This window comes from Inquilinus limosus (genome assembly GCF_002195995.1).
GTDB classification, from domain to species: Bacteria; Pseudomonadota; Alphaproteobacteria; order DSM-16000; family Inquilinaceae; genus Inquilinus; species Inquilinus limosus_C.
The window spans coordinates 62,172-86,971 of the sequence record NZ_NHON01000018.1 but is presented as its reverse complement, the minus strand read 5'-3'; the positions used below and the strand labels follow the sequence as shown (position 1 = coordinate 86,971).

Annotated in this window: 26 protein-coding genes and 1 tRNA gene; 21 read left to right on the top strand and 6 right to left on the bottom strand. The window is 69.8% G+C overall.

The features are described from left to right. Together BWR60_RS12560 and ccmB are read left to right on the top strand one after the other, a co-directional pair. Window positions 1-357, top strand: a 357-nt coding sequence (locus BWR60_RS12560; protein ID WP_429913023.1) for an ABC transporter ATP-binding protein, incomplete at its 5' end; no start/stop codon positions are given. After that, on the top strand, window positions 354-1,019 hold the full coding sequence (gene ccmB, locus BWR60_RS12555; RefSeq protein ID WP_088151352.1) for a heme exporter protein CcmB: 666 nt from the start codon (window positions 354-356) through the stop codon (window positions 1,017-1,019). The genes BWR60_RS12560 and ccmB, both read left to right, overlap by 4 nt. Here ccmB and BWR60_RS37005 read toward each other — a convergent pair. Further along, on the bottom strand, window positions 1,016-1,291 hold the full coding sequence (locus BWR60_RS37005; RefSeq protein WP_179221739.1) for a hypothetical protein: 276 nt from the start codon (window positions 1,289-1,291) through the stop codon (window positions 1,016-1,018). The two genes, ccmB and BWR60_RS37005, sit on opposite strands and share 4 nt — an antisense overlap. Before the next feature lie 147 nt (window positions 1,292-1,438). Here BWR60_RS37005 and BWR60_RS37000 point away from each other — a divergent pair, with 147 nt between their 5' ends. The 16 genes from BWR60_RS37000 (at window position 1,439) to BWR60_RS12475 (ending at window position 13,530) form a co-directional block, all read left to right on the top strand. Next, window positions 1,439-1,855, top strand: coding sequence for an SET domain-containing protein (locus tag BWR60_RS37000; RefSeq protein ID WP_179221738.1), 417 nt, complete (start codon window positions 1,439-1,441; stop codon window positions 1,853-1,855). 60 nt (window positions 1,856-1,915) lie between these two features. Beyond that, window positions 1,916-2,677 (top strand): heme ABC transporter permease, encoded by a 762-nt coding sequence (locus tag BWR60_RS12545; protein WP_088151350.1) that lies wholly within the window; start codon window positions 1,916-1,918, stop codon window positions 2,675-2,677. Further along, window positions 2,674-2,853, top strand: coding sequence for a heme exporter protein CcmD (gene ccmD / locus BWR60_RS12540; RefSeq protein WP_179221737.1), 180 nt, complete (start codon window positions 2,674-2,676; stop codon window positions 2,851-2,853). The genes BWR60_RS12545 and ccmD overlap by 4 nt, the downstream gene beginning before the upstream one ends. Next, the gene (gene ccmE, locus BWR60_RS12535) at window positions 2,850-3,335 is read left to right on the top strand and encodes a cytochrome c maturation protein CcmE (protein WP_088151349.1); all 486 of its coding nucleotides are present in this window, start codon (window positions 2,850-2,852) and stop codon (window positions 3,333-3,335) included. Before ccmD ends, ccmE begins: the two co-directional genes overlap by 4 nt. Continuing rightward, window positions 3,332-5,299 carry a heme lyase CcmF/NrfE family subunit gene (locus BWR60_RS12530; RefSeq protein WP_088151348.1) on the top strand — a complete coding sequence of 656 codons (1,968 nt, stop codon included), beginning with the start codon at window positions 3,332-3,334 and terminating at the stop codon, window positions 5,297-5,299. The genes ccmE and BWR60_RS12530 overlap by 4 nt, the downstream gene beginning before the upstream one ends. 19 nt (window positions 5,300-5,318) lie before the next feature. Further along, window positions 5,319-5,855 (top strand): DsbE family thiol:disulfide interchange protein, encoded by a 537-nt coding sequence (locus BWR60_RS12525; protein WP_088151347.1) that lies wholly within the window; start codon window positions 5,319-5,321, stop codon window positions 5,853-5,855. A gap of 104 nt (window positions 5,856-5,959) precedes the next feature. Next, window positions 5,960-6,400, top strand: coding sequence for a cytochrome c-type biogenesis protein (locus BWR60_RS12520; RefSeq protein ID WP_230983033.1), 441 nt, complete (start codon window positions 5,960-5,962; stop codon window positions 6,398-6,400). Next, a complete protein-coding gene (gene ccmI / locus BWR60_RS12515) occupies window positions 6,397-7,785 on the top strand; it encodes a c-type cytochrome biogenesis protein CcmI (protein WP_088151346.1) in 1,389 nt (462 codons plus the stop codon). The genes BWR60_RS12520 and ccmI overlap by 4 nt, the downstream gene beginning before the upstream one ends. A gap of 211 nt (window positions 7,786-7,996) precedes the next feature. Next, window positions 7,997-8,734 carry an ABC transporter ATP-binding protein gene (locus BWR60_RS12510; RefSeq protein WP_088151345.1) on the top strand — a complete coding sequence of 246 codons (738 nt, stop codon included), beginning with the start codon at window positions 7,997-7,999 and terminating at the stop codon, window positions 8,732-8,734. Window positions 8,735-8,837: 103 nt separating this feature from the next. Then, the gene (locus BWR60_RS12505; protein ID WP_088151344.1) at window positions 8,838-9,632 is read left to right on the top strand and encodes a transporter substrate-binding domain-containing protein; all 795 of its coding nucleotides are present in this window, start codon (window positions 8,838-8,840) and stop codon (window positions 9,630-9,632) included. 95 nt (window positions 9,633-9,727) lie between these two features. After that, window positions 9,728-10,525 (top strand): transporter substrate-binding domain-containing protein, encoded by a 798-nt coding sequence (locus BWR60_RS12500; RefSeq protein WP_088151343.1) that lies wholly within the window; start codon window positions 9,728-9,730, stop codon window positions 10,523-10,525. A 56-nt stretch (window positions 10,526-10,581) separates the two neighbouring features. Then, window positions 10,582-11,319, top strand: coding sequence for an ABC transporter permease (locus BWR60_RS12495; RefSeq protein WP_052120096.1), 738 nt, complete (start codon window positions 10,582-10,584; stop codon window positions 11,317-11,319). Window positions 11,320-11,321: 2 nt separating this feature from the next. Next, window positions 11,322-12,020 (top strand): ABC transporter permease, encoded by a 699-nt coding sequence (locus BWR60_RS12490; RefSeq protein ID WP_088151342.1) that lies wholly within the window; start codon window positions 11,322-11,324, stop codon window positions 12,018-12,020. 184 nt (window positions 12,021-12,204) lie between these two features. Continuing rightward, complete coding sequence (locus tag BWR60_RS12485) at window positions 12,205-12,681, top strand: GNAT family N-acetyltransferase (protein ID WP_088151341.1); 477 nt, start codon at window positions 12,205-12,207, stop codon at window positions 12,679-12,681. A 107-nt stretch (window positions 12,682-12,788) separates the two neighbouring features. Further along, window positions 12,789-13,223, top strand: a complete 435-nt coding sequence (locus BWR60_RS12480; RefSeq protein ID WP_088151340.1) for a CBS domain-containing protein — start codon at window positions 12,789-12,791, stop codon at window positions 13,221-13,223. A gap of 142 nt (window positions 13,224-13,365) precedes the next feature. After that, the gene (locus BWR60_RS12475) at window positions 13,366-13,530 is read left to right on the top strand and encodes a DUF1328 domain-containing protein (protein WP_218823471.1); all 165 of its coding nucleotides are present in this window, start codon (window positions 13,366-13,368) and stop codon (window positions 13,528-13,530) included. 66 nt (window positions 13,531-13,596) lie between these two features. Here the strand turns inward: BWR60_RS12475 and BWR60_RS12470 are convergent, their stop codons facing one another. From BWR60_RS12470 to BWR60_RS12460, 3 genes are all read right to left on the bottom strand, one after another. After that, entirely contained in the window at window positions 13,597-13,893 is a 297-nt protein-coding gene (locus BWR60_RS12470; RefSeq protein ID WP_088151339.1) for an addiction module antidote protein, read from the bottom strand. Next, window positions 13,890-14,186, bottom strand: coding sequence for a type II toxin-antitoxin system RelE/ParE family toxin (locus BWR60_RS12465; RefSeq protein ID WP_088151338.1), 297 nt, complete (start codon window positions 14,184-14,186; stop codon window positions 13,890-13,892). The genes BWR60_RS12470 and BWR60_RS12465 overlap by 4 nt, the downstream gene beginning before the upstream one ends. 112 nt (window positions 14,187-14,298) lie before the next feature. After that, a tRNA-Ala gene (locus BWR60_RS12460) sits at window positions 14,299-14,374 on the bottom strand. Window positions 14,375-14,566: 192 nt separating this feature from the next. Here BWR60_RS12460 and BWR60_RS12455 point away from each other — a divergent pair. After that, entirely contained in the window at window positions 14,567-15,529 is a 963-nt protein-coding gene (locus tag BWR60_RS12455) for a complex I NDUFA9 subunit family protein (protein WP_088151337.1), read from the top strand. Window positions 15,530-15,579: 50 nt separating this feature from the next. Here the strand turns inward: BWR60_RS12455 and BWR60_RS12450 are convergent, their stop codons facing one another. Both BWR60_RS12450 and BWR60_RS12445 read right to left on the bottom strand, forming a co-directional pair. Further along, window positions 15,580-16,593 (bottom strand): alpha/beta hydrolase, encoded by a 1,014-nt coding sequence (locus BWR60_RS12450; RefSeq protein WP_088151336.1) that lies wholly within the window; start codon window positions 16,591-16,593, stop codon window positions 15,580-15,582. Between the two features lie 67 nt (window positions 16,594-16,660). Next, window positions 16,661-18,211 (bottom strand): glycosyltransferase family 39 protein, encoded by a 1,551-nt coding sequence (locus tag BWR60_RS12445; RefSeq protein WP_179221736.1) that lies wholly within the window; start codon window positions 18,209-18,211, stop codon window positions 16,661-16,663. A gap of 467 nt (window positions 18,212-18,678) precedes the next feature. Here BWR60_RS12445 and BWR60_RS12440 point away from each other — a divergent pair, with 467 nt between their 5' ends. Both BWR60_RS12440 and gltB read left to right on the top strand, forming a co-directional pair. Next, on the top strand, window positions 18,679-20,124 hold the full coding sequence (locus BWR60_RS12440; RefSeq protein ID WP_088151334.1) for an NAD(P)-dependent oxidoreductase: 1,446 nt from the start codon (window positions 18,679-18,681) through the stop codon (window positions 20,122-20,124). Window positions 20,125-20,140: 16 nt separating this feature from the next. Further along, window positions 20,141-24,706 carry a glutamate synthase large subunit gene (gltB, locus tag BWR60_RS12435; protein WP_088151333.1) on the top strand — a complete coding sequence of 1,522 codons (4,566 nt, stop codon included), beginning with the start codon at window positions 20,141-20,143 and terminating at the stop codon, window positions 24,704-24,706. The last annotated feature ends 94 nt before the right edge of the window (window positions 24,707-24,800 follow it).

The following is a 24,800-nucleotide window of genomic DNA, read 5'->3' as shown; positions in this document are numbered from 1 at the left end:
CGCCAGCGGCACATGCGTCGCCAGCATCACCAGCCCGCCGGCGGCCAGCGGCACATGCGTCGCCAGCATCACCAGCCCGCCGGCGGCGCGGTGCCGGGCGATGCGCCCCTCGTCCAGCAGCCACAGCGCCGCCGCCTGGCCCTGGCGCGGCTGGAGCTCGGCCGGGCGGCGCTGTGGCTGCTGGACGAGCCGACGCTCGGCCTCGACACCGCCTCGGTGGCGCGGCTGGAGGGGCGCATCGCCCGGCACCGCGCCGCCGGCGGGCTGGTGATGCTGGCGACGCATGTGCCGCTGGCGCTCGATGGTGCCCGTGGCCTGGCGCTGCAGGATTACGCGGCGGAGGAGCTGCCGCTGTGAGCGCCTTCCTCGCCCTGCTGTCGCGCGACCTGCGCCTGGCCCTGCGCTCGGGCGGCGATGTCGCCGCGGTGCTGGCCTTCTTCGTCATCACCGTGGTGCTGTTCCCGCTCGGCGTGGGGCCGGAACTGGCGCTGCTCGGCCGGATCGCCGCCGGCGTGGTCTGGGTCGCGGCGCTGCTGGCGACCCTGCTGGCGCTCGACCGCCTGTTCGCCCAGGACTATGAGGACGGGTCGCTCGACCTCCTGATGCTGTCGCCGCTGCCGCTGGAGGCCGCGGTGCTGGCCAAGGCGCTGGCGCATTGGCTGCTGACCGGCCTGCCGCTGATCCTGCTGTCGCCGCTGATGGCGGCGATGCTGGGGCTTCAGGCGGCGTCCTGGCCGGTGCTGGCGCTGTCGCTGCTGCTCGGCACGCCCTGCCTCAGCCTGATCGGCGCGGTCGGCTCGGCCCTGACCCTCGGCGCCCGGCGCGGCGGGGCGCTGCTGGCGCTCCTGATCCTGCCGCTCTTCGTGCCGGTGCTGATCTTCGGCGCCGCGGCGGTGGAGGCGGTGGCCACTGGCCTGACCGCCCGGCCGCACCTGCTGCTGCTCGGTGGCTGCCTCGCCGCCGCTTTGCCCCTGGCCCCGATCGCGGCGGCGGCGGCGTTGCGCCAGGCGCAGTCTTAGGCCGTTTCGGGCGCTGGGAGGTCTGACGCGTCGCGATCCGGGTCTTTGCGAGGCACATACTCAGTCACGAAGCCCTCGGTCCAACCCGTCCGGCCGAGTGTGACCTCGTGGATCTGGAAGCCTTCGGGATAGTCGATGAATCCCGGCTTTCCGCGCAGCCGGGCGATCGCGGCCTCGGCCTCCCCGACGGTCGCATAGGCGCCGATATGCAGCTCCGTGTCCTCGCGGTGGTCGTACTCGCGCACGAACCAGAGATCGTAGATGACCGTCATCGCCGCGTATCCCGGAGGCCTCGACGTCCGAACTATGGACAGGCCGGGCGAGAGCGGCAATGCGCACGAAGGAGTCGTCTCGGCCCTTCGTCCGGGGTGACGCGGGGGCCGGGCTCGCGTAATGCTGTGGGAAAAGGAACCCGGCCGATGCTTCTCGTCCCCACCACCGTCGGTCCCAGCCGGATCCAAGGGCTGGGCCTGCTCGCCGCCGAACCGATCGCCGCCGGCACCGAGGTCTGGCGCTGGCATTCGGTGTTCGACGTCTTCGTGCCCGACGCCCAGCTCGCCGGCCTGCCCGAGACCGGGCGCGACTTCCTCGAGCGCTACGCCTATCCGGCGCCGGAGCTGCCGGGCGGACTGTCGCTGAACCTCGACGACGCCCGCTTCATGAACCACAGCGACGACCCGACGCTGGAGACGGTGGGCGAGGTCTGCGTCGCCCGGCGCGACATCGCGGCGGGGGAGGAGCTGACCTGCGACTACGGCGCCTTCCACCCGGAGCTGCGCGACGCCATCCACGCCTCGGGCGCGGCCGCCGGCGGCCCGGCGGGGCGCGGCAATTGAGCCGCCGACACGCGCCCCGGCTTTGTCTATCCTGAGACCAACGACCGCCACGCCACGCCCATGCATCGCTTCGCCAACCCGGCCCGCTTCCTGCGCCTGAGCGCCGCCCTGCGGCCCTGGGCCCTCGGCGTCGCCCTGCTGACGCTCGGCGCCGGGCTGTGGTTCGCCCTGTTCGATTCGCCGCCGGACTACCAGCAGGGCGAGACGGTGCGGATCATGTACATCCACGTGCCCGCGGCCTGGATGGCGATGATGGTCTACACCACCATGGCCGTGGCCTCGGCCGTCGGCCTGGTGTGGAAGCACCCGGTGGCCGAGCTCTACACCAAGGCCGCGGCGCCGCTCGGCGCCGGCTTCACCGCCCTGTGCCTCTTGTCCGGCTCGCTCTGGGGCCAGCCGATGTGGGGCACCTGGTGGGTATGGGATGCGCGGCTGACCAGCGTGCTGATCCTGTTCTTCATCTATCTCGGCTACATCGTGCTGGTCTCCGCCTTCGACGACCCGCAGCGTGGCCTCAAGGCCGGCGCGGTGCTGACCCTGGTCGGCGCCGTCAACCTGCCGATCATCAAGTTCTCGGTCGATTGGTGGAACACGCTGCACCAGCCAGCCTCGGTGATGAAGCTGGGCGGCTCCACCCTGGACTCCTCGATGCTGGTGCCGCTGCTGCTGATGGCGGTGGCCTTCACCGCGCTGTTCGCCTGGCTGGTGCTGCTGCGCACCGAGACCGAGATCGCCGAGCGCCGCATCCGCGCCCTGCGCCTGGCCACCGCCATGGCGGCGCGCCGGGGCGAGACCCCCGGACTGGAGCAGCCGGCCGCATGACCAGCGTGACCGAGTTCCTCGCGATGGGCGGTTACGCGCCCTATGTCTGGACCGCCTATGGCGCCGCTTTGGTGGTGCTGGTCGGGCTGACCGTCGCCACCCTGGCGCGGCGGCGCAGCAGCCGGCGCAGCCTGGAGGCGCTGGAGCAGCTGCGCGGCCGCGGGAGACGGGCATGACCCGCAAGCGCCGCCGCCTGATGCTGCTGGGCCTCGCCGCCCTCGGCCTCGGCACCGCCTCGGCTCTGGCGCTGAGCGCCTTCCAGGACAATCTGCTGTTCTTCTACAGCCCGACCGAGCTGCATGACGGCAAGGTGGCGGAGGGCCAGCGCTTCCGCCTCGGCGGGCTGGTGGTCGACGGCTCGCTGCAGCGCCTCCCGGACGGGCAGACCATCACCTTCACCGTCACCGACACCGCCTTCGATGTGCCGGTGCGCTATGCCGGCATCGTCCCCGACCTGTTCCGCGAGGGCCAGGGCGTGGTGGCGCATGGCCGGGTCGCGGCCGACGGCACCTTCGTCGCCGACGAGCTCCTGGCCAAGCACGACGAGAAATACATGCCGCCCGAAGTCGCCAAGGCCCTCCAGGATGCCGGCCATCCCGGCGCGCCCGGCGCCGCCGGCAAGCCCGCCCTCCCGACCGGCACGGTGGCCGCGCAATGATCCCCGAGCTCGGCCATTACGCCCTGGTGCTGGCGCTGATCCTGGCCCTGGTGCAGTCGACCCTGCCGCTGTGGGGCGCCGCCCGCCGCCATCCCGGGCTGATGGCGATCGCCGAGCCGGCGGCGACGCTGCAGCTCGCCGCCATCGGCATCGCCTTCGCGGCGCTGACCTGGGCCTATGTCGTCTCCGATTTCTCGGTGGCGCTGGTGGCGAACAACAGCCTGTCCACCAAGCCGATGCTGTACAAGGTCACCGGCGTCTGGGGGAACCATGAGGGCTCGATGCTGCTCTGGGTCCTCATCTTGGCGCTGTTCGGCGCCGCGGTGGCGCTGTTCGGCGGCAACCTGCCGGCGACGCTGAAGGCCCGGGTGCTGGCGGTGCAGGGCATGATCGGCGTCGGCTTCCTGGCCTTCATCATCCTGACCTCGAACCCGTTCCTGCGGTTCGACCCGGCGCCGATCGACGGCCGGGACATGAACCCGTTGCTGCAGGATCCCGGCCTGGCCTTCCACCCGCCCTTCCTCTATCTCGGCTATGTCGGCTTCTCGATGGCCTTCTCCTTCGCCGTCGCGGCGTTGATCGAGGGCCGGGTCGACCCCGCCTGGGCGCGCTGGGTGCGGCCCTGGACCCTGGCGGCCTGGTCGTTCCTGACCGTCGGCATCGCGCTCGGCTCCTACTGGGCCTATTACGAGCTGGGCTGGGGCGGCTGGTGGTTCTGGGACCCGGTCGAGAATGCCTCGCTGATGCCCTGGCTGTCCGGCACCGCGCTCCTGCACTCCGCCCTGGTGGTGGAGAAGCGTGACGCGCTGAAGAGCTGGACCGTCCTGCTCGCCATCCTCACCTTCGGCCTCAGCCTGGTCGGCACCTTCCTGGTGCGGTCCGGCATCATCACCTCGGTGCACGCCTTCGCGGTGGATCCGGAGCGCGGGGTGTTCATCCTGCTGCTGCTGGCGATCACCGTCGGCGGCGCCTTCACCCTCTACGCCCTGCGCGCGCCGCGGCTGAAGCTGGGCGGCGTCTTCGCCCCGATCAGCCGGGAAGGGGCGCTGGTGCTGAACAACCTCCTGATCTGCACCGCCACGCTGACCGTGTTCTTCGGCACGCTCTATCCGCTGCTCGACAAGACCGTGTCGGTCGGCAAGCCCTACTACCAGCTCACCTTCGTGCCGCTGATGACGCCGGTGGTGGTGGCGATGGTGGTGGCGCCGCTGATGGCCTGGAAGCGCGGCGACCTATCGGGCGTGCTCGGCCGGCTGAAATTCGCCGCCGCCGGCGCCGTGATCGTCGCCCTGGCGGCGCTGTGGCTGCAGGGCGGCGGGCCGGTGCTGGCGCTGCTCGGCATCGCCTTCGGCGCCTGGGTGGTGCTCGGCGCCGCCACCGAGATCGCGGAGCGGGTGCGCCTGTTCCGGATCCCGCTGCGCGACAGCCTGTCCCGCGCGGTCGGCCTGCCGCGCAGCGCCTGGGGCACCGCCTTCGCCCATGCCGGGCTCGGCATCGCGCTCCTGGGCATGATCGGCTCCAGCTACTGGTCGACCGAGCGGCTGGTGCTGGCGAAGCCGGGCGACCGTATCGACCTTGCCGCCGGCTACGCGGTCGAGTTCGACGGCGTGACGGCGCAGCAGGGGCCGAACTACCAGACCAGCCTGGGCGACCTGAGGCTGCTGCATGACGGCGCCTTCGTCACCGACATGGCGCCCGAGAAGCGCTTCTACCCGGTGGCGCAGATGCCGACCAGCGAGGTGGCGATCCACACCACCCTGGCCGGCGACGTCTATGTCGCCCTGGGCGAGCCGCAGGCGGATGGCCGCTGGAGCCTGCGCCTCTACCACCACCCGCTGGTGCCGTGGATCTGGGGCGGCGCCCTGGTCATGGCCTTCGGCGGCGCCCTGTCGCTCAGCGACCGTCGGCTGCGGGTCGGCGCGCCGCGGCGGGCGGCGGCGCCGGCCGCGAGCCAGCCGGCCTGAGGATCGCGGAAGACCATCGATGCGCCGTCTCCTGTTCCTCCTGCCGCTGCTGCTGCTCGTTGGCCTCGCCGTCGGGGTCGGCACCAAGCTCCTGTCCGGCAGCGACCCGCAGGCCTTGCCCTCGGCCCTGATCGACAAGCCGCTGCCGGCCTTCGACCTGGCGGCGCTGCCGGGCCGGTCCGACGGGCTGTCGACCGGTGATTTCGGCAGCCGGCCGATGCTGCTGAACGTCTTCGCCAGCTGGTGCGTGCCGTGCCTGGCCGAGCATCCGGTGATCACCAAGCTCGGCCGCGAGGACGGCATCCCGGTGGTGGCCATCAACTACAAGGACAAGCCGGAGGACGCGCTGGCCTGGCTGAAGCGCAACGGCGATCCGTATCGCCGGATCGGCGCCGATGTCGAGGGCCGCACCGCGATCGACCTCGGCGTCTACGGCGTGCCGGAGACCTTCGTGATCGACAAGGCCGGCCGCATCCGCTACCGCCACCCCGGCCCGCTGACCCCCGACATCGTCGACCGCGAGATCCGGCCGCTGCTGGCGGAGCTGGCGAAGTGACCGGTTTTTCCTCCAGCAGAGCTGCTCTTTCTTGTCCCTCCCCCCGCGGGAGGGGGGTAGGGGGGACTCGGTGGGGGCAAGCGGTTCGGCTGGCGGTGACGGCCGTGTTCCTCGCTCTGGCTTTTGCCACCCCTGCCGGCGCGATCGAGCCGCAGGAGCAGCTGGCCGACCCGGCGCTGGAGGCGCGGGCGCGGGAGCTGGGGCAGGAGCTGCGCTGCCTGGTCTGCCAGAACCAGTCGATCGACGATTCCAACGCCGATCTGGCGCGCGACCTGCGCACCATCGTGCGCGAGCGGCTGAAGGCCGGCGACAGCAACGCCCAGGTGCTGGACTTCGTCACCGCCCGCTACGGCGACTATGTGCTGCTGCGGCCGCCGCTGCGGGCCGGCACGCTGGCGCTGTGGTTCGGCCCGGTGGTGCTGCTGTTCGCCGCCATCGCCCTGCTGATCCTGCGCCGCCGCCGGCGCCCGGCCGAGGCGCAGCCGCTGTCGGCGGAGGAGAGCCAGCGCCTGGCCCGGCTGATCGATGAGGAGCCTGCCCCGTGACCGGCTGGGTCTTCTGGGTCGTCGCCGCGCTGATGACCGCGGGCGCCGTCGCCCTGCTGCTGCGCCGGCTGTTCGCCACCAGCGCGCCGGGGTCGGCGGACTCCGACGCCGCGATCTACCGCGACCAGCTGAAGGAGCTGGAGCGCGAGCGTGCCGCCGGCGAGATCGGCGCCGCCGAGGCCGAGGCGGCCAAGGCGGAGATCGGCCGCCGCCTGCTGGCCGCCGCCGGCCAGGCGCAGCCGGCGGTCGCCGCTCCGGCCCTGCCGCCGCGCCGCGTGGCGTTCGGCCTGGCCGTGCTGCTGCCGGTGGCGGCGCTGGCGATCTATCTTGCCGAGGGCACCCCGAACCTGCCGTCGCAGCCCTTCGCCAGCCGCGACCCGGGCGAGCGCCAGGCGGTCCAGACGGCGATGACCGAGGCGCTGGCCCTGGAGCAGCGCATGGCCGCGAACCCGCAGGACCGCGCCGGCTGGGTCGAGCTCGGCCGGCGCTGGAGCCAACTGGGGGAGAGCGCGAAGGCGGCCGACGCCTATGGCCGCGCCATCGGTCTATCGGGAGGCGGACTGGATGGAACCGATCCGGAGCTGATCAGCCTCTACGGCATGGCCTTGGTCGGCGCCAATGGCGGCACCGTCACCGAGACCGCCCGCGCCGCCTTCCAGCAGGTGCTGTCGCTGCGCCCCAACGACATCCGCGCCCGCTACATCCTGGGGGTGGGCAACGCCCAGGCCGGTGACGACCGGGCGGCGCTGGAGTTGTGGCAAGGCGTCGTGCGGGATTCGCCGGCCGATGCACCATGGCTGCCGGAGCTCCGGCAGCGCCTGACCGAAATGGCGCAGCGCCTTGGCCTCGACCCGAAGACCGTGATCCCGGAACCGCAGCCGGCAGCCCGGCCGGCGACCGGCGCGGCCGGCGCCATCGCCTCGCTGTCGCCGGACGAGCAGGAGAAGGCGATCCGCGGCATGGTCGACGGGCTGGCGGCCCGGCTGCAGCAGTCGCCGGACGACCTGGAGGGCTGGGTCCGACTGGCCCGCGCCCGCGGCGTGCTGGGCGAGGCCGATGCCGCCGCCGACGCCTATGCCAAGGCCGCGGCGCTGGCGCCGGACAACAACGACCTGCTGCGCGCCTATGCCGATGCCCTGCTGAACGCGGGGCGGGGCGAGGATGTGCCGCCGGTGCTGGAGACCGGGCTGCGCCGCATCCTGGCGTCCAACCCGAACGACCTGCAGGCCCTGTGGTTCCTCGGCGTCGCCGCGCAGAAGGCGGGCCAGCCGGAGGAGGCGCGGCGCCTGTGGGGCCGGATGCGCGACCAGTTCCAGGAGGGCAGCGCCGAGCGCCGGGCGATCGAAGGCCGCATGTCCCAGCTGCCAGCCCCTGGCGCCGGATGACCGTGGCCCGACTGAATCCGCAACAATGCAAATGAAAACCGGCCCTGGACTTTCGCTCTCGCGGCTTCGGCGGCGCGCCGTCGGGCCGCGGTTGACCGGAGCCGGGAAACAATGCTTGTTTCGACTGCAACAAGAACTCGGGTGAGGCTTTTCCATCGTGGTCTCTGTTGCTGACGCCGCGGCCCCTGCGGGGGCGATCGTCGTCGAGGACATGCACAAGCGGTTCGGCAAGCTCGAAGTGCTGAAGGGCGTGTCGCTGAAGGCCCAGCAGGGCGACGTCATCTCGATCATCGGCTCCTCCGGCTCGGGCAAGAGCACGCTGCTCCGCTGCATCAACCTGCTCGAGATCCCCAATGACGGCCGCGTCTGGGTCAACCGCGAGCTGATCCGGATGCGCAAGCTGCGCTCCGGCGAGGCCGAGCCCGAGGACAGCAAGCAGGTCGACCGTATCCGCGCCCAGCTCGGCATGGTGTTCCAGAGCTTCAACCTGTGGTCGCATATGACCGTGCTCGAGAACGTGGTCGAGGCGCCGATCCATGTGCAGAAGGTGCCGCGCAAGGAGGCGACGGAGCGCGCCCTGGCGCTGCTGGCCAAGGTCGGCATCGCCGACAAGCGCGACCACTATCCCAGCCACCTGTCGGGCGGCCAGCAGCAGCGCGCCGCGATCGCGCGGGCGCTGGCGATGCAGCCCAAGGTGATGCTGTTCGACGAGCCGACCTCGGCGCTCGACCCCGAGCTGGTCGGCGAGGTGCTGCGGGTGATCCGCCAGCTGGCGGAGGAGGGCAACACCATGCTGCTCGTCACCCATGAGATGCGCTTCGCCCGAGAGGTGTCGAGCAAGGTCATCTTCCTGCACCAGGGCCGGACCGAGGAGGAGGGGACGCCCGCCGAGGTGTTCGACAACCCCCGCTCCGAGCGGATCCGGCAATTCCTCGCGGCACAGCATTGATGGGGGCCGCTTCGCCGCGCCGCTTGACCTCGGCCGGCGGTTTCGCGGAAATCGACCCATCCAACCCGGGGCCGCAGGGCCCCAGATCCGAACGGGAGACTTCATGATGAAGAGCTGGTTGTCGTTGGCCGCCGCCGCGGTCTTCGTGCTGGCCGCCGGCACCGCCTCGGCCCAGGACACGCTGAAGATCGGCACCGAGGGCGCCTACCCGCCGTACAACGCGACCGACGCCTCGGGCAAGCTGGTCGGCTTCGAGATCGACCTCGCCAACGCGCTGTGCGAGCGCGTCCAGATGAAGTGCGAGATCGTGCAGCAGGATTGGGACGGCATGATCCCCGCCCTGCTGAACAAGCGCTTCGACGGCATCATGGCCGGCATGTCGGTCACCGAGGAGCGGCTGAAGCAGATCGCCTTCTCCAAGCCCTACAGCACCACCCCGGCCTGGTTCGTCGGCGCCAAGGACGGCCTACTCAAGGACGCCAAGACGCTGGACGACATCAAGGCCGCGCTCAAGGGCAAGTCGGTCGGCGTGCAGCGCTCGACCATCCACCAGAATTTCCTGGAGCAGAAGATCCCGGACATCGACGTCCGGCTCTACGACACCCAGGACGACCTCAACCTCGACCTGCAGAACGGCCGCATCGACGCCGGCCTGGCCGACAGCCTGGGCTGGAAGGACTTCCTGGCCAGCGACGCCGGCAAGGGCTTCACCCATTTCGGCCCGGGCCTGACCGGCAAGGACGACCCGATCTTCGGCCTCGGCGTCGGCATCGGCCTGCGCAAGGAGGATACGGCGCTGAAGGACAAGCTGGACAAGGCGCTGGACGCGATGAACGCCGACGGCTCGCTGGCGAAGCTGTCGGTGAAGTGGTTCGGCTTCGACACGTCGATCAAGTAAGGCGAGGATCAAGCCGGCAGGGCAGGGCCGGGGCCGGCGATGCGGTGCCGGTCCCCGGCCCCAACCGGGACCGCAGGTCCCAACGGGAGAGGTTCATGAACAAGATCTGGTTGTCCCTGGTCGGGGCGGCGGCGCTGGCGCTGGGGACCGGTGCTGCAGCCGCCGATACGGTGCGCATCTGCATGGAAGGCGCTTACCCGCCCTTCAACAACACCGATTCCACCGGCAAGATCGTCGGCTTCGAGGTCGATGTCGCCAACGCCCTGTGCAAGCAGGCCGGCCTGACCTGCGAGGTCGTGCAGCAGGATTGGGACGGTTTCATCCCGGCGCTGCTGAACAAGCGCTGCGGCGCCCTGATGGACGGCATGTCGATCACCGAGGAGCGGCTGAAGCAGATCGCCTTCTCGGTGCCCTACACCGACACGCCGGCCTGGTTCGTCGGCGCCAAGGACGGCATCCTGAAGGACGCCAAGACCCTGGCCGACCTCCATGCCGCGCTGAAGGGCAAGACCATCGGCGTGCAGCGCTCGACCACCCACCAGAACTTCCTCGAGGCCGAGTTCAAGGACGCGAACATCAAGCTCTACGACACGGTCGACGAGCTCAATTTCGACCTGGTCAACGGCCGCATCGACGCCGGGCTGGGCGACAGCACGTCCTGGGATTCGTTCCTGAAGAGCGACAACGGCAAGAACTTCGTCCATTACGGCCCGACCCTGACCGGCAGGGACAACCCGCTGTTCGGCCAGGGCATCGGCATCGGCCTGCGCCAGGAGGACAAGGAGCTGAAGGCCAAGTTCGACAAGGCGATCGACTCCATGAAGGCCGACGGGTCGCTCTCCAAGCTGGCATTGCAGTGGTTCGGCTACGATCCGCTGGCTCCCGGCAAGTAAGAAGGCTGCGGGCGGCCTGACCGGCCGCCCCTCCCCATTCAGGCAGCGCGGCAAGGATGCAAGGACTGATCGATTCGCTGTCCCACTGGGCGCAGCTCTTCTCCTGGGGCGACCAGGGCTGGGGGGACGAATTCGTCCAGGCCGCCGGGATGACGGTGCTGCTCTCCACCGCCGCCTACATCTTCGGCGTGGTGGTCGGGCTGATCGCCGCCTGCCTCAAGGTCTGGGGCGGCGTCGTGCTGCGCGGGCTGATGGAGATCTACACCACCGTCATCCGCGGCGTGCCGGAGCTGCTGATCATCTACCTGCTGTTCTTCGGCAATGAGCGGGCGATCAACGCCATCCTCGGCATCTTCGGCATCACCCAGCCGTTCCAGCTGAACGAGTTCGCGATCGGCGTCTTCGCCGTCGGGCTGATCTCCGGCGCCTATTCGACCGAGGTGCTGCGCGGCGCCATCCAGGTCATCCCGCACGGCCAGATCGAGGCCGGCCGCGCCTTCGGCATGCACGGCTTCATGGTGTTCCGCCGCATCATCCTGCCGCAGACCATCCGCCTGGCGCTGCCGGGCCTGGGCAACATCTGGCAGCTGATCCTGAAGGACACGGCGCTGGTCTCCGTCGTCGGCGTGACCGAGCTGATGCGCATCAGCCAGGTGGCGGCGCGGTCGACGCGCGAGCCGTTCCCGTTCTTCATCACCGCGGCGATCCTGTTCCTGGTCATCACCACCTTCTCGACCAAGATGTTCCGGAAGGCCGAGGCGCATTACGACCGCGGCGTGCGGCGGGCGGGCTGACCATGGATCTCGACCTGATCCTCGACACCTTCGGCAAGCTGCTCGGCGGCGCCGTGGTGACGATCGAGCTGATCGCGCCGGCGCTGGCCGTCGGCGTCGTCCTGGCCATGGTGCTGGCGGTGATGCGGATGTCCGGCAACGGCGTCCTGTCGCGCATCTCCCGCGCCTATGTCTTCGTGTTCCGCGGCACGCCGCTCCTGGTGCAGATCTTCCTGATCTATTTCGGCCTCGGCCAGTTCCGCCCGCTGTGGGAGGCGCTGGGCGTGTGGGACTGGCCGCTGCGCGAGGCCTTCCCCTGCGCCGTGATCGCCTTCGCCATGAACACGGCGGCCTACACCAGCGAGATCATCCGCGGCGGCCTGCAGGCCGTGCCCTTCGGCCAGATCGAGGCGGCGCGCGCCTGCGGCATGTCGCGGTCGCTGGTGTTCCGGCGGATCACCGTGCCGATCGCCATCCGCCAGGCGCTGCCGGCCTATGGCAACGAGATCATCCTGATGGTGAAGGCCAGCTCGCTGGCGTCGATCATCACCATCATGGAGATCACCGGCATCGCCAAGCAGATCAACTCGCGCACCTTCGCCCCGTTCGAGGTGTTCACCGCCGCCGGCATCCTCTACCTGATCATGAACTTCGCGGTCGCGCAGGGCGTGCGGGCGGTGGAGTGGAGGCTGACCCCGCATCTGCGCCGGCGGCAGCACTGAGTGTCTGGCCCGAAACCCGCCCCGGCGGCCGTCTGACGCGGTTTTCTGCGCTTCCGGTGCTCACGGACCCAATGTCCGCTGCGCTCCGGTTCTCGAAAACCACGCCAGCCGACTCACCGGAACGGGTTTCGAGCCAGACACCGGCTGGCTGTCGTCGCCGGCAAACCCGGCTAGACTGGCGCCGATGTTCACCTTCACGCCGCTTCGCCCCGCCGACCTGCCGCGCCTGCGCCACTGGCTGATGATGCCGCATGTCCGGGCCTGGTGGGGCGACCCCGAGGCCGGCATCCGCGAGATCCGCCGGCTGATGGCGTCGGACTGGGCCGAGCCGATGCTGGTCGCCTGGCAGGGCCGCCAGATCGGCTATCTGCAGGCCTATGACGCGGCCTCGGCCGTGCCCGAGGGCGATGCCGAGCCCGGCAGCTTCGGCATCGACCTGTTCATCGGCGAGCCGAGCTATGTCGGCAAGGGGCTGGGCACCGCCTTCCTCGGCGCCTACACCGACCGGCTGCTGAAGGGCGGGCGCGCCGCGCGCATCCTGGGCCGGCCGGCGCGCGCCAACCACCGCGCCGTGCGCTGCCTGGAGGGGGCGGGGTTCCATCCGCTGGAGGATGAGGGCGGCCCGCTGCTGGCGATGGCGAAGGACCGGCCGGGCGCCTAGGTCCATGGAACGAGACGGCCGGGAAACTGCCGAGTCGCGGTCCGGCGCAGCCGTGTTATGCTTCCCAAAAAAGTTCGTTCCAAATCAGAACAGATCGGGGAATCGCCATGAACGTTGCCCGCATTCTGAGTGTGAAGGGGAACAGCGTCATCCATGTCGCGCCGGAGCTCCGGCTGGCCGAGGTCGTGGCGCTGCTGCGTGACAAGCGCATCGGCGCCGTCCTGGTCAGCGGCGATGGCCGCCACATCGACGGCATCCTGTCCGAGCGCGACGTTGTCCACCGCCTGGCCGACAGGGGCCCGGCGCTGCTGGACGAGCCGGTGTCCGCCATCATGGTGCGCACCGTCATCACCTGCGGCCTGGACGACACCGTGGCCGAGCTGATGGGGATGATGACGCAGCGCCGCTTCCGCCATCTGCCGGTGGTCGACGAGCAGGGGCTGATCTGCGGCATGATCAGCATCGGCGACGTGGTGAAGGCGCGGCTCGACGAGATCGAGAGCGAGGCCGAGAGCCTGCGCGAATACATCACGACCGGGTAGTCTGGCGGCTGATCCGGGCCCGATCCGGCCGGGCGAAGCGGGAACTGCCGGGCGGCAGGCCCTGTTCCTGGGAGTGAAGGTCCGTGCCGGCATCGCCGGCCGGCCGGCTCACAAGACCGAGGTGCCTGACATGTTCGGCAGTCTGCTCCACTGGGCCGTGGTGTTCCTGATCGTCGCGCTTGTCGCGGCCCTGCTGGGCTTCGGCGGCGTCGCCGGCACGGCCATGGCCGGCGCCAAGCTCCTGTTCTGGGTCGCGATCGTGATCTTCGTGATCATGCTGGTGGCCGGCCTGGTCAGGCGCGGCTAGCGCGGCCCGACGGCACGGCATCGACGGCCGGGCGTCCCGACGGATGTCCGGCCGTTGTCGTGAACGTCAGGCCGCCTCGTCCTTGCCCACGGGGGCTGCCGACAGACGCAGGCCCAACGCCTGCAGCACTCGCATTACGGTGCCGAGCTCGGGATTGCCGCCGCTGCTGAGCGCACGGTAGAGGCTCTCGCGAGACAGGCCGGACTCCTTGGCGATCTGGGTCATGCCGCGGGCGCGGGCGACAGTCCCGATCGCCTCGGCGATGAAGGCAGGGTCTTCGGTCTCGAAGGCGGCCGTCAGATACTCGGCCTGCGCTTCGAGGGTGTCGAGATAGCGGGCGGAATCGTAGGGGCGGGCAGTCATTCCGGTTGCTCCTTGGCCAAGGCCTTGGCCCGCGTGATGTCCTTTGCCTGTGTGCTCTTGTCGCCGCCGCACAGCAGGATCACCGTTACATCGCCCCGCTGGGTGAAGTAGACCCGGTAACCTGGACCATAGTCGATGCGCAGCTCACTGACGCCGTCGCCGACGGGCTTGGCGTCGCCGGGATGGCCGGCAGCCAGCCGATCAATGCGGACGGCGATGCGAGCGACCGCACGCTGATCCTCGAGGGCGTCGATCCAGCGGGAGAAGGCGACGGTCTCGACGATCGAACGCATGGTCTATTGTAGTTTATAAGCTACAGCCCGACAAGGCGTGCGGAGACGGGGCTGACACACATATGTGTGGGCCGTCGCCGGTTCGTCAAAGAATGCTATCGCCGAAGGGAGATGGTGGAGCTGAGCGGAATCGAACCGCTGACCTTCTCATTGCGAACGAGACGCTCTCCCAACTGAGCTACAGCCCCACTGAGTTCGGTCCCGGGCGGTTGGGCATCCCGGCGAACGGCGCGGAATATCGTGCCCGGTTGATGGCTTGTCAAGCGCCTGATCCGGCCTGCCGGCGTTTTTCCGCAGCGGTCGTTTGAAACCTCCGGCGGCTCGGATATAAGGGGGCCGGGCCGCAGCCAGGGCGGCCTGATCGGCTCGCAGGCGGGATCATGACGGACTCAATCGGCCAAAAGACGGTCACCCTTTTCGGCGGCACCGGATTCGTCGGCCGCTATGTGGCGCAGATGCTGGCCCAGCGCGGCTGGCGCATCATCGTCGCCTCGCGCCACCCGGACCGGGCGCTGCCGCTGAAGACGGCGGGCGCGGTCGGCCAGATCGTCCCGGTCTTCGCCGACATCCGCGACGACGGCTCGGTCGCCGCCGCGGTGGCCGGCGCCGATGCGGTGGTCAATCTCGTCGGCATCCTGTTCGAGCGCGGCAAGCAGCGCTTCGATTCCATCCATGGCGAGGCCGCGGGCCGCGTCGCCCGGGCCGCGGCGGCGGCCGGCGCCGGCCGCTTCGTCCAGATCTCGGCGATCGGCGCCTCGGCCGACAGCCCGTCCGCCTATGCCCGCACCAAGGCGGCGGGGGAGGCGGCGGTGCGCGCGGCGTTCCCGGGCGCGTCGATCCTGCGGCCCAGCGTGATCTTCGGGCCCGAGGACGGCTTCTTCAACCTGTTCGCCAACCTCGCCCGCACCGCGCCGTTCCTGCCGCTGTTCGGCGGCGGCACCACCAAGTTCCAGCCGGTCTATGTCCGCGACGTCGCCGCCGCCATCGTCGCGTGCCTGGAGCAGGACGGCACCGCCGGCCAGACCTATGAGCTGGGCGGCCCGCGGGTCTACACCCTGCGCGAGATCATGCAGCTGACCCTGCAGCAGACCGGCCGGAAGAAGCGCCTGGTCTCGCTGTCCTGGGGCATGGCGGCGTTCGAGGCGAAGCTGCTCGGCCTGCTGCCGAAGCCGCCGCTGACCTCGGACCAGGTGACGCAGCTCAAGATCGACAACGTGGTCGGTGCCGGCGCGCGGACGCTGGCCGATCTCGGCATCACGCCGACCCCGGCCGAGCTGATCCTGCCGAGCTATCTCGACCGCTACCGCCCCGGCGGCCGCTTCGGCAACAGCCAGGTCGCCTGATACGGCCGCAGGCCGGGTTCGCCACCCGCGAACCCGGCCTGCGCGATAATTCAGCCCTGGGTCAGCGCCCGGCCGAGGAAGGGCAGGCTCTCATCCATGCGGTAGTCGACCGAGGAGTGGTTGTCGGGGAACTCCTCATAGCGGTGCGGCACGCCCAGCCGCTCCAGCGACCGGTGCAGCCGGCGGGCGCCATAGACCAGGTTGTACTGGTCGATGTCGCCGCAATCGATGTACAGGCCCTTCAGCGACGTCAGCGCGTCGGCATGCCGGTCGGCGAGCAGCGCCGGGTCCCATGCCAGCCAGTTGGCCCAGCGCTCCTCGATCAGCTCGCAGGTGTCGGGATTGACCGGCAGCCGGATGCCGAGGAACTGCGACGGATCCGGGTCGTAGGTCGCCGCCATCGCCAGCCACATCAGGATGTGGAGGTCGGCATCCTGGATCTTCTTGGCCGATTCCAGCGCGGTGATGAAGCGCTCGATCGACCCCTCATGCTTGGCCAGTGCCCGCAGCACGCTCGGCATCTCCAGCAGATAGGCCAGCTCGAACGCCATGTCGCCGGAATGGCAGGCGGCGGCGCTCCAGGTGTCGGCCCGGCGCATGGCGTGGATGATCGAGCCGTAGCCGCCGGAGCTCTTGCCGAACACGCCGCGCCGGCCCGGGCCGCCGCAGCCCAGCCGCGCCTCCACCGCCGGCAGCATCTCGTCGATCAGGAAATCCTCCCACCGGCCCATGGCGGCGGAGTTGATGTACTGGTTGCCGCCCAGGCGGGTGAAGCAGTCCGGGAAGGCGATCACCACCGGCGGCAGCTTGTCTTCCGCGATCAGCCGGTCGGCCCGTTCCGGCACGTTCTCGCCGAAATTCTTCCAGTTGGTGTGGGCCGGCCCGCCGGCGGTGAAGCCGACCAGGTCGACCAGCAGCGGCAGGCCGCGCCCGTCATGCCCGGCCGGGATGTACAGGTCGACGCGACGCTCATGCGGGTCGCCGAGCAGGTTGCCCCGCAGCACCTGGCTGTCGATGGTGAAGCTGTCCAGCTGCCCGCGCGGGGCGGTCCGGTCCTTGCGCATGCGTTCGCTCCCCTTGGGGTTGTTGTCCCACCCTAGACCGAGTCCGCAGCGGCCGCACGCTCGGGGCTCAGAACTCGCGCAGGCGGATCGGCTGCAGCGGCAGGGTCTGGCCGGGCTTGACGAAGAGGACGACGAAATCGAAAGGCCGGCCGGTCACGCCGCGGACCCGCTTGGCGAGGCCGATCTCGGTGCGCCAGCTGTCCAGCCCCTGGTATTTCGCCGCCTCGCCCAGGCACCACTCATCATCCTTCAGGCAGATCACGGCCAGGCCGCCGCGGCGCAGCCGCTGGGCGTCGATCCAGGGGGCATAGGCCGGGGCGAAGGCGGTGAAGTCGGTCGGGTGGTCCGGGCTGTAGAAGGTGGCGCCCAGGGCATAGCTCTCGGTGCCGGCAACGATCGCCAGCGGTGTGCCGATCCGCTCGTGCCACAGCGTCGTCACCCGCTTGGCCAGCAGCCGGCGCGGCTCGGCCGCGTGCTCGATGTCGTGCCGCAGGGTCCAGGCGCCGGCGAAGGGCGCCACGGCGAGCAGCAGCAGCCCGACGATGCCGGCCAGCCGCGCCAGCCGGCGCAGCGCGTCCCGGTCGATCGCCAGGCGCAGCCAGACGATCGCGGCCAGCGGCGACAGGCTGAAGATCGGGATGGCGAACTGGGTGACGATCTTCACCTTGAAGGCCAGGGCGATCGCGACGGTCAGCAGGAACGGGCCGAGGGCGAAGATTGCCAGCGACCGGCGATCGCCCATGGATGACTCGGCGGGCCGGTCCTCCGGTGCCGACGCCCGGCCGCGCCGCCACAGCCAGGCCAGGGCGGCGCCGAGCAGCGCATGCAGGGCGAGGCATCCGGCGACGAACAGCCCGGCCTTGCCGAGGATCCTCAGCGTGTCGGAATGGCTCTTGCTGGCCATGTATTGCAGCGGGCCGATGGCCGCGTGCAGGTGCCACAGCACATGCGGCGCCACCGCCGCGGCGAAGACGGCGATGGCGACATAGGGGGCGGCGCTGCCGAAGAAGCGGCGGCGGTCGGGATGGGCCAGCGCCGCGGCCAGGCAGCACAGCAGGATGATGCCGCTGTAGTATTTCGACAGCATCGCCGCGGCGGCGGCCAGCCCCAACGCCACGGCGTTCGCCACGGCGCCGGCCAGGTCGCGCCGGTCGAAGGCGCGCAGGAACAGTAGCGTCACCAGCGGCCACAGCGACAGCAGCACCGAATTGGCGTTGAAGTTGAACGACTGGACCGTGAAGAAGGGCAGGGTTTCCAGCAGCAGCACCGCCGCCAGCCGGGCTGGGCCGGACAGGTACCGGCCGGCGATGGCCCAGACCGCGGCCAGCCCGATCGCGGCATTGGTCGAGGACAGCAGGTAGAAGGCCCAGTCGCGGGTGGGGAACAGGCTGAACCAGCCATGCACCACCCAGGCGTAGAAGGGCGGGTGCTTGTAGGTGCCGAGCGGCATCTCCTGCGCCCAGGAGAAGGCCTCGGTCATGTCGTTCTGCAGGTCCGACGGCCCGAGATAGAGCAGGCAGAAGCCGGTCCACAGCACGACATGCGCCGCCAGCAGCAGCAGGATGTCGCGGGTGTCGCTCTCGCAACGGCGGAGCGGGGCGCTGATCGCGATCGACATGAGGGCAGGCGGCCGGCAAGGGGAACCGGCCCGAGCGGTTAGGCCCGGCCGGGAGCGGTGTCCACTTACCTTCTCGTATGCCGGGGCGGGATCCCGCTCCGTCATTGCGAGGAGGCGAAGCCGACGAAGCAATCCATCGTTCCGCAGGGACTGCAGCATGGATTGCTTCGCTGCGCTCGCAATGACGGTTGTGAGTTTGACAACAACAGCACGCCGAGTGGCTTTCTTTCTCCTGATGCGTCCAGGGAGTATGTGATTCACCAATAGATCCGAAACGGATCTATTTTCCTTGAAACAATCATTCCGAAATGCTGCTCTAGCTGCGAGCGGCTCTTAACAACGGGAAATTAGTCAACAAATATGACCTAATCGCGAAAAATGGCTCGCCATGGCTGCACGAAATCCGTAAATGTCGTGGGCCTCGCCGATGCGGGGCGTATTCGACTCCGCGGGACCAGGAGCCGCCCATGGCGACGACGAAGATGCTGCAGTTCGTGAAGACCGCCGGCGAGATGCCGTCGAAACGCGCTGCCGAGACTCGCCGGCACGACTGGCTCGAGGTCTACGGGCCCTATGTCCGGCAGAAGGCGGAGGAGCAGTCGTCGCGCTGCTCGCAATGCGGCGTGCCGTTCTGCCAGGTGCATTGCCCGCTGCACAACAACATCCCCGACTGGCTGAAGCTGACCGCCGAGGGCCGGCTGGAGGAGGCGTATGAGATCTCCTCCGCCACCAACTCGATGCCCGAGATCTGCGGCCGCATCTGCCCGCAGGACCGGCTGTGCGAGGGCAACTGCGTGATCGAGCAGTCGGGCCACGGCGCCGTCACCATCGGCTCGATCGAGAAGTACATCACCGACACCGCCTGGGCCGAGGGCTGGGTCAAGCCGCCGGTGCCGCTGCGCGAGCTCACCCAATCGGTCGGCATCATCGGCGCCGGCCCGGCCGGCATCGCCGCGGCCGAGCAACTGCGGCGCCTGGGCTACCAGGTCCATCTCTACGACCGCTACGACCGGGTCGGCGGGCTGCTGATCTACGGCATCCCCAGCTTCAAGCTGGAGAAGGAGGTCGTGGCCCGCCGGGCCCAGTGGCTGGCCGATGCCGGCATCACCCTGCACCTGAACTTCGAGGTCGGCCGCGACGCCACGCTGCAGGAGCTGCGCGGCCGCCACGACGCCGTGCTGATCGCCACCGGCGTGTACAAGGCGCGCGACCTGCAGGCCCCGGGTTCCGGCCTCAAGGGCATCGTCGCCGCGCTCGACTACCTCACCGCCTCGAACCGCACCGGCCTGGGGGACGATGTTCCGGAGTTCTCCGACGGTACGCTGAACGCTGCCGGCAAGAAGGTGGTGGTGATCGGCGGCGGCGACACGGCGATGGACTGCGTCCGCACCGCCGTGCGCCAGGGCGCCGTCTCGGTGAAGTGCCTGTATCGCCGCAACCGCGCCAATATGCCGGGCAGCCAGCGCGAGGTGCTGAATGCCGAGGAGGAGGGCGTGGAGTTCGTCTGGCAGGCGGCGCCGGAGGCCTTCCTGGGCGACGACACCGTCACCGGCGTGCGCGCCCATTCGATCCATCTCGGCGTCGCCGACGCCACCGGCCGGCAGAGCCCGGTGGTGATCGAGGGGTCGGCCACCACGATCGAGGCCGACCTGGTGGTCAAGGCGCTGGGCTTCGACCCCGAGGACCTGCCGACCCTGTTCGACGCGCCGGGCCTGCCGGTGACGAAATGGGGCACCGTCCGGGTCGACCACAAGACCATGATGACCGCGGTCGAGGGCATCTTCGCCGCCGGCGATATCGTCCGCGGCGCCAGCCTCGTCGTCTGGGCCATCCGCGACGGCCGCGACGCCGCCGCCGCCATCCACAGCCACCTCGCCGCCAGGGCCGCCGTTCCGGCGGTCGCGGCGGAATAAGCGCGGGGAGCCAGCCATGAGCCAGTCCGAGAAGATGTCCGCCGGCCAGCGCTTCGTCCGCGAATACGACGCCAATGTCGCCCGGCTGGTCGAGGCCCATGCCTACGACCCGGCGGAGGAGCATGACGCCTGCGGCGTCGGCTTCGTCGCCACGCTGGACGGCAAGCCGCGGCGCGAGGTGGTGCAGGCCGGCATCGACGCGCTGAAGGCGGTGTGGCACCGCGGCGCGGTCGATGCCGACGGCAAGACCGGCGACGGCGCCGGCATCCATGTCCAGATCCCGCAGCAGTTCTTCCACGAGCATGTCGAGCGCGTCGGCCACCGGCCGCTGCCCGGCCTGATCGCGGTCGGCCAGGCCTTCCTGCCGCGCACCGACCTGGAGGCGCAGGAGAAGTGCCGCTGCCTGGTCGAGGGCGAGATCCTCAGCTTCGGCTACTACATCTACGGCTGGCGCCAGGTGCCGATCGACGTCGCCATCATCGGCGACAAGGCGAATGCCGCCCGGCCGGAGATCGAGCAGATCATGATCGCCAACCCCAAGGGGGTGCCGGAGGAGCAGTTCGAGCGCGACCTCTACGTCATCCGCCGGCGGATCGAGAAGGCGGCGCAGGCCGCCGGCATCGCCGATTTCTACCTGTGCTCGCTGTCCTGCCGGTCGATCATCTACAAGGGCATGTTCCTGGCGGCGCAGCTGACCGCCTTCTACCCGGACCTGCTGGACGAGCGCTTCGTCTCCAACTTCGCGATCTACCACCAGCGCTATTCGACCAACACCTTCCCGACCTGGCGCCTGGCCCAGCCCTTCCGCATGCTGGCCCACAACGGCGAGATCAACACGCTGAAGGGCAACAGCAACTGGATGCGCGCGCATGAGACGCGCATGGCCAGCCCGGTGTTCGGGGACGCGATCGAGGACATCAAGCCGGTGATCCAGGGCGGCAGCTCGGATTCGGCTGCGCTGGACGCGGTGTTCGAGGTGATGGTCCGCGCCGGCCGCGACGCGCCGATGGTCAAGGCCATGCTGGTGCCGGAGGCGACGCCGGCCGATGCCGATATCACCCAGACCCACCGCGCCTTCGTCAGCTACTGCAACGCGGTGATGGAGGCCTGGGACGGCCCGGCCGCGCTGGCGATGTATGACGGCCGCTGGGTGATGGGCGGCATGGACCGCAACGGCCTGCGGCCGATGCGCTACACCATCACCGAGGACGGGCTGCTGATCGCGGGGTCGGAGGCCGGCATGGTCCGGCTGGCGGACAGCCGCATCATCGAGAGAGGGCGCCTGGGGCCCGGCCAGATGCTGGCGGTCGACCTGCAGGAGGGCCGCCTGTACCACGATCGCGAGATCAAGCAGGTGCTGGCCGGCCAGCAGCCCTATGAGGACTGGACCAAGCGCATCAAGGTGATCGACGGGCTGATCCGCGCCGGCGGCGAGGACACCGGCGCGGCGATGCCGCGCGAGGAGTTGCGCCGCCGCCAGGTCGCCATGAACATCACCATGGAAGACCTGGAGCTGATCCTGCACCCGATGGTGGAGGACGCGAAGGAGGCGGTGGGGTCGATGGGCGACGACACGCCGATCGCCATCCTGTCCGACCTGAACCGGCCGCTGCACCATTTCTTCCGGCAGAATTTCAGCCAGGTCACCAACCCGCCGATCGACTCCTTGCGTGAGCGGCGGGTGATGAGCCTGCGCACCCGGCTGGGCAACCTGGGCAACATCCTCGACGAGGATGCCAGCCAGTGCGACCTGCTGCAGCTCGACAGCCCGGTGCTGACCAACGCCGAATACGAGGCGATGCGTGCCTATATGGGCACCACGGCGGCGGAGATCGACTGCACCTTCGACCGCGCGGGCGGGGAGCAGGGGCTGCGCGACGCGCTGCGCCGGGTGTGCCGCGAGGCCGAGGACGCGGTGCGCGGCGGCGCCACCCACATCGTGCTGACCGACCAGCATGTCGGGCCGGACCGGGTGGCGATCCAGATGATCCTGGCCACCGGCGCCGTCCACACCCACCTGATCCGCCAGTCGCTGCGCACCTTCACCTCGCTGAATGTGCGGTCGATGGAATGCGTCGACGTGCACCATTTCGCGGTGCTGATCGGCGTCGGCGCCACCACGGTGAACGCCTATCTGGCGCAGGAGGCGATCGCCGACCGGCAGCGCCGCGGCCTGTTCGGCGACCTGTCGCTGGACGCGTGCATGAAGCGCTACCGCCAGGCGGTGGATGACGGGCTGCTGAAGATCATGTCCAAGATGGGCATCTCGGTGATCTCGTCGTATCGCGGCGGCTGCAATTTCGAGGCGGTCGGCCTGTCGCGCTCGCTCGTCGCCGAGTACTTCCCGGGCATGCCCAGCCGCATCTCCGGCCTCGGCATGGCCGGCCTTCAGATGAAGGCGATCGAGATGCATGAGGCGGCGTGGACCGGCAACGTCGTCACCCTGCCGGTCGGCGGCTTCTACCGCTACCGCCAGGGGCAGGAGCGTCACGCCTGGGAAGGGCGGATGATCCACATGCTGCAGCAGGCGGTGGCGACCGACAGCTACTCGCTGTACCGCAAGTACTCCGACATGCTCCGGCACCAGGCGCCGGTGGCGCTGCGCGACCTCCTGGACTTCGTGCCGGTGCGGGAATCGGTCTCGATCGACGAGGTCGAGAGCATCACCGAGATCCGCAAGCGCTTCATCACCCCCGGCATGTCGCTGGGCGCGCTGAGCCCGGAGGCGCATGGCACGCTGAATGTCGCCATGAACCGGATCGGCGCCCGGTCCGACAGCGGCGAGGGCGGCGAGGACCCGGCCCGGTTCCGGCCGGACAAGAACGGCGACAACTGGAACTCCGCGATCAAGCAGGTCGCCTCGGGTCGCTTCGGCGTCACCGCGGAATACCTGAACCAGGCGCGCGAGCTGGAGATCAAGGTCGCCCAGGGCGCCAAGCCCGGCGAGGGTGGCCAGCTGCCCGGCTTCAAGGTGACGGTGGAGATCGCCAAGCTGCGCCACGCCACCCCGGGCGTGATGCTGATCAGCCCGCCGCCGCACCACGACATCTACTCGATCGAGGATCTGGCCCAGCTCATCTACGACCTGAAGCAGATCAACCCGGACGCCAAGGTCACGGTCAAGCTGGTCAGCCGCACCGGCATCGGCACCATCGCCGCCGGCGTCGCCAAGGCCAATGCCGACATCATCCTGATCTCGGGCCATGTCGGCGGCACCGGCGCCTCGCCCCAGACCTCGCTGAAATTCGCCGGCGTGCCGTGGGAGATGGGCCTGTCCGAGGTGCATCAGGTGCTGACGCTGAACCGGCTGCGCCACCGCATCCGGCTGCGCACCGATGGCGGCATCAAGACCGGGCGCGACGTGGTCATCGCCGCCATCCTCGGCGCCGAGGAATACGGCATCGGCACCGCCAGCCTGATCGCGATGGGCTGCATCATGGTGCGGCAGTGCCATTCCAACACCTGCCCGGTCGGCGTCTGCACCCAGGATCCGGAGCTGCGGGCGAAGTTCTCCGGCTCGCCGGAGAAGGTGGTCAACCTCTTCAGCTTCATCGCCGAGGAGGTGCGCGAGATCCTGGCCCAGCTCGGCTACCGCTCGATCAACGAGATCGTCGGCCGGACGGAGCTGCTGCGCCAGGTCAGCCGCGGCGCCGCCCATCTCGACGACCTCGACCTCAACCCGCTGCTGGCCAAGGCCGACCCGGGCGAGCATGCGATGTACTGCACGCTCGAGGGCCGCAACCCGGTGCCGGACACGCTGGACGCGCAGATGATCGCCGACGCCCGGCCGCTGTTCGAGCTCGGCGAGAAGACGCAGCTGACCTACTCGATCCGCAACACCCACCGCGCGGTGGGCACGCGGATGTCGTCGATGATCACCCGCAAATTCGGCATGACCGGGCTGCAGCCGGGCCATGTCACGGTGCGGCTGCGCGGCAATGCCGGCCAGTCGCTCGGCGCCTGGGCGGTGCAGGGGCTGAAGCTGGAGGTGTTCGGCGACGCCAACGACTATGTCGGCAAGGGCCTGTCCGGCGGCACCATCGTGGTCCGGCCCTTCGCGGCCTCGTCGCTGAAGACCAACGAGAACACCATCATCGGCAACACGGTGCTGTACGGCGCCACCTCGGGCAAGCTGTTCGCCGCGGGGCAGGCGGGCGAGCGGTTCGCGGTGCGCAACTCCGGCGCCACGGTGGTGGTCGAGGGCTGCGGCTCGAATGGCTGCGAGTACATGACCGGCGGCACCGCCGTGATCCTCGGTCCGGTCGGCGACAACTTCGCCGCCGGCATGACCGGGGGCATGGCCTTCGTCTATGACGCCGATGGCAGCTTCGCCCGCCGGGCCAATCCGGAGAGCGTGCTGTGGCAGCGGGTCGAGACCCGGCACTATGACGACCAGCTGCGAGCCCTGATCGCCGAGCATGTGCGCGAGACCGGCAGCGCCTGGGCCGCCTCGATCCTGCACGACTGGCCGATCGAGCGGTCGAAGTTCTGGCAGGTGGTGCCGAAGGAGATGGTGTCGCGGCTGCAGCACCCGATCCGGGCGGAGGCCGCGGACGAGGCGCTGCGGATCCCGGCGGAGTAAGTGCTCGGGTGGATTTGAGATCGACTCGTCGATCTCTTCCCCGTCATGGCGAGCCCCGAAGGGGCGTGGCCATCCAGGGCGGCTCGCACTGGCC